Origin of the sequence: Ruania zhangjianzhongii, from assembly GCF_008000995.1 — a bacterium.
In the GTDB taxonomy this organism is placed as follows: domain Bacteria; phylum Actinomycetota; class Actinomycetes; order Actinomycetales; family Beutenbergiaceae; genus Ruania; species Ruania zhangjianzhongii.
In genome coordinates, this window is record NZ_CP042828.1 from 620,169 (window position 1) to 632,059 (window position 11,891).

11 protein-coding genes and 2 tRNA genes are annotated in these 11,891 nt (G+C 69.2%); 9 read left to right on the forward strand and 4 right to left on the reverse strand.

The window, feature by feature from the left end; genetic code table 11:
* The first annotated feature begins 273 nt into the window (after nucleotides 1–273).
* From FU260_RS02925 to FU260_RS02935, 3 genes are all read left to right on the forward strand, one after another.
* On the forward strand, nucleotides 274–1,650 hold the full coding sequence (locus FU260_RS02925; protein ID WP_328593011.1) for an ABC transporter substrate-binding protein: 1,377 nt from the start codon (nucleotides 274–276) through the stop codon (nucleotides 1,648–1,650).
* Nucleotides 1,651–1,730: 80 nt separating this feature from the next.
* On the forward strand, nucleotides 1,731–2,714 hold the full coding sequence (locus FU260_RS02930; protein WP_235912371.1) for a carbohydrate ABC transporter permease: 984 nt from the start codon (nucleotides 1,731–1,733) through the stop codon (nucleotides 2,712–2,714).
* Nucleotides 2,711–3,631, forward strand: a complete 921-nt coding sequence (locus FU260_RS02935; protein WP_147915700.1) for a carbohydrate ABC transporter permease — start codon at nucleotides 2,711–2,713, stop codon at nucleotides 3,629–3,631. The genes FU260_RS02930 and FU260_RS02935 overlap by 4 nt, the downstream gene beginning before the upstream one ends.
* Before the next feature lie 186 nt (nucleotides 3,632–3,817).
* On the opposite strand, the gene FU260_RS02940 is transcribed toward FU260_RS02935, so the two are convergent.
* Nucleotides 3,818–4,429: a bacterial proteasome activator family protein gene (locus FU260_RS02940; protein ID WP_147915701.1), complete on the reverse strand. Its 612-nt coding sequence runs from the start codon at nucleotides 4,427–4,429 to the stop codon at nucleotides 3,818–3,820.
* A 78-nt stretch (nucleotides 4,430–4,507) separates the two neighbouring features.
* Between FU260_RS02940 and FU260_RS02945 the strand changes: the two genes are divergently transcribed.
* Nucleotides 4,508–5,740, forward strand: a complete 1,233-nt coding sequence (locus tag FU260_RS02945; protein WP_147915702.1) for an AGE family epimerase/isomerase — start codon at nucleotides 4,508–4,510, stop codon at nucleotides 5,738–5,740.
* Nucleotides 5,741–5,803: 63 nt separating this feature from the next.
* Here the strand turns inward: FU260_RS02945 and FU260_RS02950 are convergent, their stop codons facing one another.
* Nucleotides 5,804–7,150 carry an MFS transporter gene (locus tag FU260_RS02950; RefSeq protein ID WP_147915703.1) on the reverse strand — a complete coding sequence of 449 codons (1,347 nt, stop codon included), beginning with the start codon at nucleotides 7,148–7,150 and terminating at the stop codon, nucleotides 5,804–5,806.
* Between FU260_RS02950 and FU260_RS02955 the strand changes: the two genes are divergently transcribed.
* Nucleotides 7,137–7,910 (forward strand): hypothetical protein, encoded by a 774-nt coding sequence (locus tag FU260_RS02955; RefSeq protein WP_147915704.1) that lies wholly within the window; start codon nucleotides 7,137–7,139, stop codon nucleotides 7,908–7,910. The two genes, FU260_RS02950 and FU260_RS02955, sit on opposite strands and share 14 nt — an antisense overlap.
* A 25-nt stretch (nucleotides 7,911–7,935) precedes the next feature.
* Here FU260_RS02955 and FU260_RS02960 read toward each other — a convergent pair whose 3' ends face one another.
* Nucleotides 7,936–8,976 carry an NAD(P)H-quinone oxidoreductase gene (locus FU260_RS02960; RefSeq protein WP_147915705.1) on the reverse strand — a complete coding sequence of 347 codons (1,041 nt, stop codon included), beginning with the start codon at nucleotides 8,974–8,976 and terminating at the stop codon, nucleotides 7,936–7,938.
* An 89-nt stretch (nucleotides 8,977–9,065) separates the two neighbouring features.
* Here FU260_RS02960 and FU260_RS02965 point away from each other — a divergent pair.
* Both FU260_RS02965 and FU260_RS02970 read left to right on the forward strand, forming a co-directional pair.
* Nucleotides 9,066–9,148: transfer RNA gene (locus tag FU260_RS02965), tRNA-Ser, on the forward strand.
* Nucleotides 9,149–9,185: 37 nt separating this feature from the next.
* Nucleotides 9,186–10,115: a hypothetical protein gene (locus FU260_RS02970; protein WP_147915706.1), complete on the forward strand. Its 930-nt coding sequence runs from the start codon at nucleotides 9,186–9,188 to the stop codon at nucleotides 10,113–10,115.
* A gap of 3 nt (nucleotides 10,116–10,118) precedes the next feature.
* Here the strand turns inward: FU260_RS02970 and FU260_RS02975 are convergent, their stop codons facing one another.
* Nucleotides 10,119–10,799: a DUF5701 family protein gene (locus FU260_RS02975; protein WP_147915707.1), complete on the reverse strand. Its 681-nt coding sequence runs from the start codon at nucleotides 10,797–10,799 to the stop codon at nucleotides 10,119–10,121.
* A 91-nt stretch (nucleotides 10,800–10,890) separates the two neighbouring features.
* Here FU260_RS02975 and FU260_RS02980 point away from each other — a divergent pair, with 91 nt between their 5' ends.
* Together FU260_RS02980 and FU260_RS02985 are read left to right on the forward strand one after the other, a co-directional pair.
* Nucleotides 10,891–11,544 carry a TetR/AcrR family transcriptional regulator gene (locus tag FU260_RS02980; protein WP_147915708.1) on the forward strand — a complete coding sequence of 218 codons (654 nt, stop codon included), beginning with the start codon at nucleotides 10,891–10,893 and terminating at the stop codon, nucleotides 11,542–11,544.
* Between the two features lie 83 nt (nucleotides 11,545–11,627).
* Nucleotides 11,628–11,716 (forward strand) — tRNA-Ser (locus FU260_RS02985).
* Nucleotides 11,717–11,891: the final 175 nt, after the last annotated feature.

The window sequence follows — 11,891 nt, forward strand, 5'->3', positions numbered from 1 at the left end:
CAAGGAGTGAGCGAAGCGAGCCCCGCCAGGCCGGCGGCAATAGGAGAGTCGGCCAAGGAGTGAGCGAAGCGAGCCCCGCCAGGCCGGCGGCAATAGGAGAGTCGGCCAAGGAGTGAGCGAAGCGAGCCCCGCCAGGCCGGCGGCAATAGGAGAGTCGGCCAAGGAGTGAGCGAAGCGAGCCCCGCCAGGCCGGCGGCAACAGATTCAGACGGCGGAGTGAGCGATACCGCCCCGTTCCGGCTTCTCGCACCACTAGTTCAGGAGGACGTCCAAGTGATCTCATCTACGATGCGGCGCGCGAGCGCTGCGGCAGCGGGCGGTGCGGCTCTCGCGCTCGCCCTGACGGCGTGTGCCGGCGACGATCTCGGTGGCGGCGGCGACGGCGGTGGCGGGGGAGAGGCCGACGCCGACTGTGCCGCCTTCGAGCAGTACGGCACCTTCGACGGCGAGACGGTGTCGATCTCCTCGACGATCTCCGACCAGGAAGCCGACCAGCTCGAGGAGTCCTGGGCGGACTTCATCGCCTGCACGGGTATCACCATCGAGCACAACGGTACGAACGAGTTCGAGTCGCAGATCTTCGTGCAGGTGGAGGGTGGCAACGCCCCCGACCTGGCGATCTTCCCCCAGCCCGGCCTGATCCAGCGGATGGTCGAAGGCGACCATCTGGTACCGGCCGGAGATGCGGCGATGGAGCAGGCCGGTGCGAACTACACCGAGGACTGGCTGACGTACGGCAACATCGACGGCGAGCAGTACGGCATCCCGATCATGGGCTCGGTGAAGTCCTTCGTCTGGTACTCCCCGAGTACGTTCGAGGAGAACGGGTACGAGGTCCCGGAGACCTGGGACGACATGATGGCCCTGACCGACACGATCGTGGCCGACCATGGCAGCGACTCGGTCAAGCCCTGGTGCTTCGGAATCGAGTCCGGTGGCGCCACCGGCTGGCCGGCGACCGACTTCCTCGAGGACTCGGTGCTGCGCGAGGCCGGGCCGGACGTCTACGACCAGTGGGTCGACCACGAGATCCCGTTCGACGACCCGCAGATCCTGGCGTCGCTGCAGCGGGTGGGCGACATCCTGCAGAACCCGGACTACGTCAACGGTGGCATCGGCGACCCGCGGTCCATCGCGGCCACTGCCTGGGCCGATGCGGGCCTGCAGGTGCTCGAGGACAACTGCTTCATGTTCCGCGCCGCGTCCTTCTTCGAGGCGCAGATGCCCGAGGGCACCGACGTCGGCCCGGACGGTGACATCTTCGCCTTCTACCTGCCGGCAGACTCCGCCGACGAGCAGCCGCTGCTGGTGGCCGGTGACAACGTGGCCGCCTTCAACGACAACGAGGCCACGCAGGCCGTCGCGGCCTACCTGGCCTCCGCCGAGTGGGCGAACTCGCGAGTGTCCATCGGTGGTGTGGTCAGCCCGAACCAGGGTGTCGACCCGGCCAACGCCTCCTCGGACGTGCTGCGACTGACCCTGGAGCTGATGCAGGACGACAGTGCGGTGGTGCGCTTCGACGGTTCGGACCTGATGCCCTCGTCCGTGGGTGCCGGGACCTTCTGGTCGGAGATGACCAAGTGGATCGACGGTCAGGTGGATGCTGAGCAGGCGCTCACCGCGATCGAGGACAGCTGGCCGCAGGGCTGAGCACGAGGTGGGCCGGGGCGCGCTGAGCGCCCCGGCCCACCCCTGCCGTCCTCGACTCCGACCACCCCGGGAGGCGCGTCGTGGGGTTCTTCCTCTATTCCAAGAACGGCCAGCTGATCCTTGCGATCCTGGCCTTCGCTGCGGTGATGGCCGTCCTGCTGCTGGTAGCTCGGCTGGCCGACCGGGCCAAGGGACGGCGCACTGTGGGCGTGATGGTGGCGGTCTTCGCCGGCCCGGCCCTGCTGCTGCTCGTACTCGGTCAGATCTACCCGGCGGTGCGCACGCTCTGGATGTCCGTGATGGACAAGCGCAGCGAGGCCTTCGTCGGCCTGGACAACTACGCCTACCTGTGGGAGAACCCGGCCGGCATCATCGCGATCCGGAACACGTTGCTCTGGGTGGTGCTGGTGCCGCTGCTGTCCACGGCGATCGGCCTGGTGTACGCGGTGCTGGTGGACAAGTCGCGGCTGGAGAAGGTGGCCAAGTCCCTGCTCTTCCTGCCGATGGCGATCTCCTTCGTGGGGGCCGGCATCATCTGGAAGTTCGTCTACGAGTACCGCGGTGCGGCACAGGACCAGATCGGACTGTTGAACGCACTGATCACCTGGCTCGGCTTCGAACCGGTGCGCTTCCTCCAGGACGCACCGATGAACACGGTGTTCCTGATCCTGGTGCTGGTCTGGATCGAGGCCGGGTTCGCGATGGTGGTGCTCTCGGCGGCGATCAAGGCGGTCCCGAATGACATCATCGAGGCGGCCCGGTTGGACGGGGTGAGCGGCTGGCAGATGTTCTGGCGGATCACCGTGCCGAGCATCCGGCCCTCGCTGGTGGTGGTGCTGACCACGATCTCGATCGCGACGCTGAAGATCTTCGATATCACCCGGACGATGACCGGTGCCGAGTTCAACACCCAGGTGCTGGCCAACGAGATGTACGAGTGGTCCTTCACCTTCGGTGACAACGGCATCGGGTCCGCGATGGCGGTGGTGATCTTCCTCCTGGTCATCCCGCTGGTGGCCTACAACGTGCGACAGATGACGAAGAACAAGGCGGTGCGGGGATGACTACGGACACGAGGACGTCATCGAAACCGTCCGCGCCAGTGGTCCGGCGCTCCGCTGCCACCGGGTTCAAGCGGCGCGCGTCGAACCGGATCGGCAGTGCGATCGCGCTGGTGATCGCGGTGCTGTGGACCGTGCCCACCTTCGGGCTGTTCGTCTCCTCGCTGCGCCCGGAGGCGGAGATCAAGTCCTCGGGCTGGTGGACCATCCTGTCTGACCCGCAGTTCACCCTGGAGAACTACCAGCGGATCCTCGGTGGGGCGACGTCCACGAACCTGGCGGTGTACTTCCAGAACTCGCTGGTGATCACCATCCCGGCCACGATCGCGCCGCTGGTGCTGGCGATCATGGCCTCGTACGCGTTCTCCGTGCTGAAGTGGCGCGGGCGGGACGCCGTGTTCGTTGCCGTGTTCACGCTGCAGATCGTGCCGTTGCAGATGGCGCTCATCCCGCTGCTGCGGATCTTCTCCGGTACGGCGGTCAACGACATGTTCCCGTTCGTGTCCTTATGGGTGGCGCACACCCTGTTCGGGCTACCGTTGGCGATCTTCCTGCTGCACAACTTCATGTCCGAGGTTCCGCGGGACCTGATCGAGGCGGCCCGGATCGACGGTGCCGGGCACGTGACGGTGTTCGGCCGGGTGATGCTGCCGCTGATGATGCCGGCGATCGCAAGCTACGCGATCTTCCAGTTCCTCTGGGTCTGGAACGACCTGCTGGTCGGGCTGACCTTCTCCGGCGGCTCTCGCACCGTGCAGCCGCTGACCGCAGCGCTGGCAGCGATGACCGGCGACCGCGGCCAGGACTGGCATCTGCTCACCGCGGGCGCGTTCATCTCGATCCTGCTACCGCTGGTGGTGTTCTTCGCGCTGCAGCGCTACTTCGTCCGCGGCCTGCTCGCCGGCTCGGTCAAGGGCTGAGGCTCCGTCGCCACCCACCCCCATAGCCAACCACTCATAATCCCCATCCCCATATCCCCGACCCCCACCGAAGCTGAATCGAATCAGTCGTTACTGCGCGCAGCGTTTCGTGCGCGCGGGTATCGCTTCATCGCAGGAAGTAACGAACGGCCCAGCCCGGTGCCGTGATCGCCGCTCCCGGCCCGCCTAGAGGTACTGCCCGGTGCCGGTCTCGCCCCGCTCCGTCTGGCCCGACAGCCCCATCTGCGGCATACCCTGCTGCGGCGCGACCCCCGGCGGCAGCGCCTTGCGCATCTGCACCAGCTGGTTCTGTGCCGCCATCTGCTGGGCCACCAGCGCCGTCTGGATGCCGTGGAACAGGCCCTCGAGCCAGCCGACCAGCTGGGCCTGGGCGATCCGCAGCTCGGCGTCGGAGGGGGAGCGGTCGTCGGTGAACGGCAGCGTGATCCGGTGCAGCTCGGCGATCAGCTCCTCGCTCAGCCCGTCCTCCAGCTCGTGCAGGGACCGTTCGTGGATCTGCGCCATCCGCTCCCGGGCGGCGTCGTCCAGCGGTGCGGCGCGCACCTCGTCGAGGAGCTGCTTGATCATCGTGCCGATCCGCATCACCTTGGCCGGCTCCTCGACCATCGCGGACGGGTCGGCATTCTCGCCGTCGGCGGCCACCCCGAGCCCGGCGGCGGAGGAGACGACCACCTTGGGACTGGAGGACTGCTCGCCCGAGCCGTTCTCCGCAGAACCTTCCTGGCCCTGAGGCTCCTGCTCGCTCGGCCGGCCGGTGTTCTCGTTCGCAGTACCCATGCCCCCATCATGCCAAGGTGAGGCCGGATGCGCGGGTGGGCTGCGCCGTCGACGGCCGGAACCTACTAGCCTGCCAGTATGAACTGGTTGACCAACCCGGCCCACGCCCGCTGGCTCGAGCGCGAGTCCGACGCCCTGCTGGGGTTCGCCGCCGGCTCCTATGTGGACGAGGGCTTCGGCTACCTCGGCTCCGACGGATTCGTGCTGCCCGAGCACGGTTCACACCTGTGGGTGACCTGCCGGATGATCCACTCCTTCGCCCTCGGCACCCTGCTCGGGCGCCCCGGATCGGCGAGCATGGTCGACCACGGGCTGCGGGCGCTGGCGGCCAGCTTCCGGGACCCGGCCCATGGCGGCTGGTACGCCCAGGTGGGTCCACACGGCCCGATCGATGACAGCAAGGCCGCCTACGCACACGCGTTCGTGATCCTCGCGGCCTCCTCCGCCGCCTCGGCCGGCCGGCCCGGCGGCAAGGAGCTGCTCGAGGAGGCGCTGACCGTCTCGCTGCAGCGGTTCTGGAGCGAGGAGGACGGGATGGTGGTGGAGTCCTGGAACGCCGACTTCACCCTGCTCGAGGACTACCGCGGCGTAAACGCCAACATGCACACGGTGGAGGCCTACCTCGCCGCCGCCGACGTCACCGGTGACGATTCCTGGCTGGAGCGGGCCACCCGGATCACCCGCCGCGTGATCGACGGCTTCGCCCGGTCCCACTCCTGGCGCATCCCGGAGCACTTCGACGCATCCTGGACCCCGCAGACCGACTACAACTCCGACACCCCCGCGGACCAGTTCCGCCCGGCCGGCGCCACGATCGGGCACTGGTTCGAGTGGTGCCGGCTCGCACTGCACGTGCGCGCCGCCTGGGCCGCCCGCGGAGTGGCCGCCGAGGACTGGATGCTCGAGGGCGCGCAGGCACTGTTCGACATGGGGGTGTCCGAGGGCTGGGACGTGGACGGGGCGGACGGTTTCGTCTACACCGTGGACTTCACCGGTACCCCGCTGGTGCAGGAGCGGATGCACTGGGTGGTCACCGAGGCGCTCGGTGCGGCGGCGGCGCTGTACCGGGTGACCGGGGATGCGAACCTGGCTGCCTGGTATCAGCTGTGGTGGGAGTACGCCGCCGTGCACCTGATCGATGAGGAGCACGGGTCCTGGTTCCACGAGCTCGGCCCGGACAATGGCCCCAGCGCCACGGTGTGGGCGGGGAAGCCGGACATCTACCACGCGCTGCAGGCCACGCTGATCCCGCGCCTGCCGCTCTCCCCGGTGCTCGCACCGGCGCTCGCCCAGGGGCTGCTGGATTCCTGAGGAGCACGCCGACGGCGGAGCCTCCGGGGTAGGGGAGGGTCGCCGTGCACTCGGGGTGAGTCGCTAGCGGCCAGCTGCGCTGCGCCGTCCGTGCGCGAAGAAGTACACCACGGCACCGATCAGGGTGAGACCGGCGAGCAGCAGGTACATGGTGCGGAAGCTGGTCGCTCCGGCGAGCAGGCCGAGAGCGACCGGGCCGAGGCCCACCCCGGCGTCGAGCACAACGAAGAACGTGGCGATCACTTTGCCGACGTTCTGGATCGGGGCGCTGGCCACCGCGATCGCCTGCCCGCCGGAGAGGATCGTGCCCCAGCCGGCGCCCATCAGCGCCGCTGACACCAGGAACGCGAGCCCGGTCTGGGCCAGGGCGAGCACCACCAGCCCGGCGGCGAAGGCCACGATCGCCGGGTAGAGCACCACATTGTCCCCGCGCAGGTCCTGCAACCGCCCGATCGGTAGTCGCAGCGCGAGCACCACCACCGAGTAGACCAGGAAGAACACCGCCGCCGCGGAGGTCAGGTCGAGCTGTTCGGCGTAGGAGTTCAGGAACGCCAGCACGCCGGAGTAGGCGATACCGACAGTGAGCATGAACAGCGCGATCGGCACGGCACGCGGTTCCAGCAGCGCCCCGAGCCGGCGCGGGCGAGGGTGTGCTGCGGTGGCGGGTTCGGCCGCCGGGTGGGGCAGGCGCAGCAGGAGCATGCCGCCGAGCGCGAGCACGCCGCCGGCCACTGCGGTGGTGAACAGGCCCGGGCCGCCGGCCGAGCGCAGCAGCAGCACGGCGATCAGCGGGCCGATGGCGGTGGCCAGGGTGCTGCTCGCGCCGAAATATCCGGTGCCCTCGGCCCGCCGTGAGCTCGGGATCAGCGACTGTGCGATCGCGCTGATGGCGGTGTGCGCGGTCCCGAAGGACATCCCGTGCAGCACCCGCACCACGAGCAGCACGGCCAGGCTGTCGACGAGGAAGTAGGCGGCCCCGGAGAGCACGAACAGCACCAGCGCCACCAGCGTGACCCGGCGCCGGCCCAGCCGGTCCGCGGCGGCGCCGGCGAACAACCGGGCGGAGACGGCGCCGACCACGAAGATCGAGGAGGCCAGTCCGGCGGCGGCATCACCGGCGCCGAACTCCTCCGCGGCGTACAGCGCCATCGTGGTGATCAGCAGGTAGAAGACGGTGGAGATGCAGAAGCCGACCCCGAGGACCAGGACGAAGCCCTTGGTCCACAGTCTGTCTCGCACTGGCCCGAGGATACGGTGCTTTCCGCTGCGGTGTGATTCCGACGCATGGGGCGCGGTGAGCGAGCACCGTAGTGGCTCCGGGGGCTCGGTGCCGGGCTGTCCACAACCCCTCCGGAGTGCCGGGATCGGGGCGGTGCGGTACTGCCAGGCTGACCGGATGGCACAGCGCAGCGATCTCGGCGATTCAGCGCTGCAGGAGTTGCTGGCGCTGCAGGACGGGGTGGTAGCCCGGCGTCAGCTGCTCGACGCCGGGGCGCGGTCGCACGACCTTGATCGGATGGTGCGCCGGCGTGAGCTGCGGCGGGTGCACCCTGGGATCTACGTGGCGCATACCGGCGAGCTGACCCGCCGCCAGCGGGAGTGGACGGCGATCCTGTCCGCCAGGATCCGCGCCGGCGACATCTCCGGAGCCTTCAGTCGGCTGGCCGATGTGGTGCACGCCCGCCGGACCACGGTGCCTCGGCTTCTCGATGCATTGGCGGAGCGCGAGCGGATCACTGGGCGCCGTCTCATTGTGGCGATGCTCACCGATATCGGCGACGGCCTCAGCTCGGTGCTGGAACGTGGTTATCGGGACCGTGTCGAGCGTGCGCACGGGTTGCCGACGGCTACTCGGCAGAGGGTGAGCACTGCGACCGGCTCGAGGACCCACCAGGACGTCTATTACCGCAAGTACTCTCTCGTGGTCGAGCTCGACGGTCACCTGTTCCACAGCTCGACCGCTCGCCGCGATGCCGATGCCGGACGGGACCTGGCCGAGCTGGCAGCCTCGGGGGCGCCGACCGCGCGGGTGACGTACGGCCTGGTGTTCGCGACGCCGTGCCGAACTGCCGCCTGGATCGCCGCGATCTTGCGCACGCGGGGCTGGCGGGGCACATTGCTGACCTGTCCCCGCTGCCCGCCGGGCGTGACGGGCCGGCCTACGGTGTGAATCCACCGCACCCCACGCGGTGAAATCACACCGGAAGAAGCAAGACCTTCCCGAACGCCACGCCGTCGGCAAGGAGACGGTGACCTTCTCCGGCCTCGGTGAGCGGGAGGCGCTGGTGCACCACCGCACCCACGGTGGCAGAGCAGACCAACGGCCAGACCCGCCGTCGCACATCGGCCATGATCACCGCCTTCTCCGCGGCCGGCCGGCCCCGCAGGCCGGTGCCGTGCACGGTGAGCCACTTGCCGAGCAGCCGGGCGAGGTTCAGCGTGCCCTTGGTGCCCTTCTGCATCCCGATGATGGCCAGGTGGCCGTGGGGGGCGAGCACGGAGATGTTCTGCTCCAGGTAGGCGGCGCCGATCGGATCGAGCACGGCGTCCACCCCGCGGCCGTCGGTGAGGTCGCGGACCCGCTCGACGAAGTCCTCGCTGCGGTGGTCGATCGCAGCGTCGGCGCCCAGCTCGAGGCAGCGGGCGGTGCGCTCCGGCCCGCCGGCGGTGGTGAGCACCCGGGCGCCGAGGGAGGTGAACAGCTGGAGCGCGATCGTGCCCACTCCGCCGGAACCGCCGTGGACGAGGAGGGTGCGGCCGGTGGCGAGTTCCTCGGGCGCGGTCTCGGGCGCGGTGTCGGACGCGGTGTCCGGCCGGATGAGCGCGGCCGGGCCGTCCAGACCAGGGATCGCCACCAGGTTGGACCACAGCGTGCCGAGCGCTTCCGGGAAGCTCGCGGCGTCGACCAGGTCGAGCTCGGCCGGGACCGGGAGGAGGTTGTCCGCGCGGGCGAGTGCGAGCTCCGCGTAACCACCGCCGTCGAGCAGCGCGCAGACCCTCTCGCCCACGGACCAGCCGGTGACGTCCGGGCCGAGTGCGCGGATCGTGCCCGAGACCTCCAGGCCCGGCCACTCCGCGGCCCCAGGTGGTGGTGGGTGCAGGCCCTGGAGCTGGAGCAGGTCGGCGCGGTTCACCCCGGCTGCGGCCACCTCGATCAGGACCTCACCAGTCCCGGGCTCGGGCTCGGGTACGTCAGCGGAGGTCAGGGAGCCGTCGGTGATCACCATGGCGCGCATCTGGCCAGGATACGAACTAGACCGGTGGTAGACGCGCTGGACTCGGTTTGGGCGGCGAGCACGGCATGGGGAAGAATGGGCCGGCACCGGGAGGGTTGACAGAGCGGCCGAATGTGACGGTCTTGAAAACCGTTGTGCGAAAGCACCAAGGGTTCGAATCCCTTACCCTCCGCCGATGAGACCGGGACGTAGACCGCGAGGGGACGCAGGTGAAGTCCAAGGGAGAGCAGGGGATGCGGCGTCGCGCCGGTGCAGTGGTGCCGGTGGTGCTCGCGGCGTTGGTGTTGTTGCTCGGTGGCTGTGGGCCGGGTGAGAGAGATCTGCCGGAGCGGCCGGCGCTGGCCGAACTTCAGGTGATCGACCTGTGTGCCCTCGCCCCGCCGGACCAGGTGACCGCCGAAGTCAGCGACGCTCTCGGGCGCGGCTGGATGCGCAGCACGCTGGGGGAGTGCTGGTTCACGTCGCCGAGCGGCGCGTTCTGGTTGAAGCTGGCGCCGGACGAGCTACCCGACCAGGTGGCCGAGGACGACCCGGAGGTGCCGGTCGAGGACGTGGACGGCGGACGGATCCTGGACACCACAAGCCCGAGTGCGGACTGCTTGGAGCGCACTCTGGTCAGCGATGCCGACTACATCCTCCAGCTGAACGGCCCGGTCAGCGCCGGGGATGGTACCTGCGAGATTCTCGATGGCCTCGGGGAACTGGTGCTGGCCAACCTCGCGGCCGACGTGCCCACGATCGACTGGCCGGACGGGACGAGTGGGACCGTCGACCTGTGCGCCGCCGTGGAGGAGCACGGGATCGGCGAGGCGCTCGGGATCGAGGATGAGGTGACGGTGCGGTCGGCGAACCACTTCGACTGCGCGGTGGGCGCGTCCTGGGACGTGGAGATCTCCTTTGACACTCGCGTGAGCCTGGCGGAGGGGAGCGAACAGACGCCAGCCGAGGTGGCTGGCCGCCCGGCGCTCTCGACCGACGGCGGATGCACCCTCGCGATCGACCTCGGCCAGAACCCGGTGCTCGCCGACATGATCGAGGACGGGCGGGACACCCTGGATGTGAGCACCGACTCGGCCGATGTGGACTGCGCCGACCTTCCGGCCGCGCTGGAGGGGCTGGTGGGCTCGCTGGCGCACTGAGGTTCAGAGTGTGGTCGGATCAGGCGCGGGCGCCTCGCGTCCGGTGGTGGAGCCGAAGCCGAGCCAGGTGTGCCGGTTGCGCCACCAGCACCAGCCGACCTTCGGAGCGTTGCGGCGCTCGCGGCCGTCCCGGCCGGTGCCGTTGCTGATCCAGACGGCGGGCGTGCGGGCGTCGTAGTTGCCGTTCGCCTTGCGCAGCCGGGAGCCGATCGTCATGAAGCACTGGTTGCGCGCGAGCGCATCGGCCTGCTGCAGCACCCAGTGGATCCCTTCGGTGAGCAGGAGGGGCGTCCGGTTTTTCCCGGTGAGCTCGGGCAGCGCTTCCTCGGGGCTCCAGTTGGCGAGGTGGTCGCCGCGGTCGAGGCCGTGCACGAGGTACATCGGTGCGTCGGGGATCTCGGCCGCATACGGGGTGAACTGGTCCACATCGGGCATGTCCGTCACCACGAAGCCGGGCTTGTCGCCGCGGCGGAGGAGCGGGGTGAGGGCAGAGGCTGGTGCGAGGCTGTGATGGATCACCAGGAGCGCGTCCTGGCGATCGGCGCCCGCCTGCGTGGTGAACGTGTGGAGATCGGCCGCGGACAGGCCGGCGGACTTGGTGATGCCGAGGGCGATCAGGTTCTCCGCCTGAGTGCGTAGCGCGGGGAGGCCGGGAGTGTGGTCGGCGGACGGAGTCTGGGGCACGTGCTCTCCTGATGCGACTGTGGGACGGGCTGGGTGTGTACTATGATGGTAAGTTTACTGTCATAGTATTTATTCCGATGAGGTGAAGTCTGTGTCGAGCGGGTCTGCCGGGGGTGCTGTCCCTGGGTTGCGGGAGAGTAAGAAGCAGGCGACCCGGCAGCAGATCTCCGATCACGCGACCCGGCTGTTTCTCGCGCAGGGCTTCGAGCAGACAACCATCGCCGAGATCGCCACGTCCGCCGGCGTGGCGGCGAAGACGGTGACGAACTACTTCGCGCGCAAGGAGGATCTCGCTCTCGACCGGCAGGACGAGTTCGTGAGCTCGCTGGCCGCGGCTGTTGCCTCCCGGCGCTCCGGTCAGTCCGCGCTCGCCGCACTGCGGACCGCGTTCGACGGCGCCGTCCAGGTGCAGGACCCGGTCGCCGGTTTCTCCGGGCCGAGCTTTGCCCGCATGGTCGCGCAGAGCCCAACGCTCACCGCGCGGCTGCGCCGGTTGCACGACGAGCGCGAGGTGGCGCTGGTCGAGGCGCTCGCTGATGCAGTAGGTAGGGGACCCGCCGATATCGAGGTGCGTACCGCGGGTGCGGTGCTCGGGGCGGTGCACCGGATCCTGTTCCAGCGGATCCAGGAGCTCACCCTCGGTGGGGAGCGCGCGGAGCTGATCGCGGACGCTGTTGCGGCGGATGCTGCGCAGGCCTTCGGCCTGCTCGAACCGGCTCTCGGCGAGTTCGCCGTAGCCCCCTGAGCGGTGCGGTGGGCGGGGTTGGAGGTCGTCGACGGCGGTGGTTCGCATCTGCTCGATCGGACCGCTATCCTGGATGCCGTCTAGGAGACGTCGCATAGTCTGGTCTAGTGCGCATCCCTGCTAAGGATGTGACGGGGCAACCCGTCCGTGGGTTCAAATCCCACCGTCTCCGCAGCGAAGCCCCGGTTCCCCTCTTGGAACCGGGGTTTTTCGTTGGTATGATGCGGTTTGCAGGCGGTGGCGTCGTACGCAGGAGTAGGCAGTGGATAGCACCGTGTGGCAGGAATATCGCCCCAAAACTGCCACGTGACAGCCACCGTAGTTGGCCGGAGCGAGGGGCTGGAGGG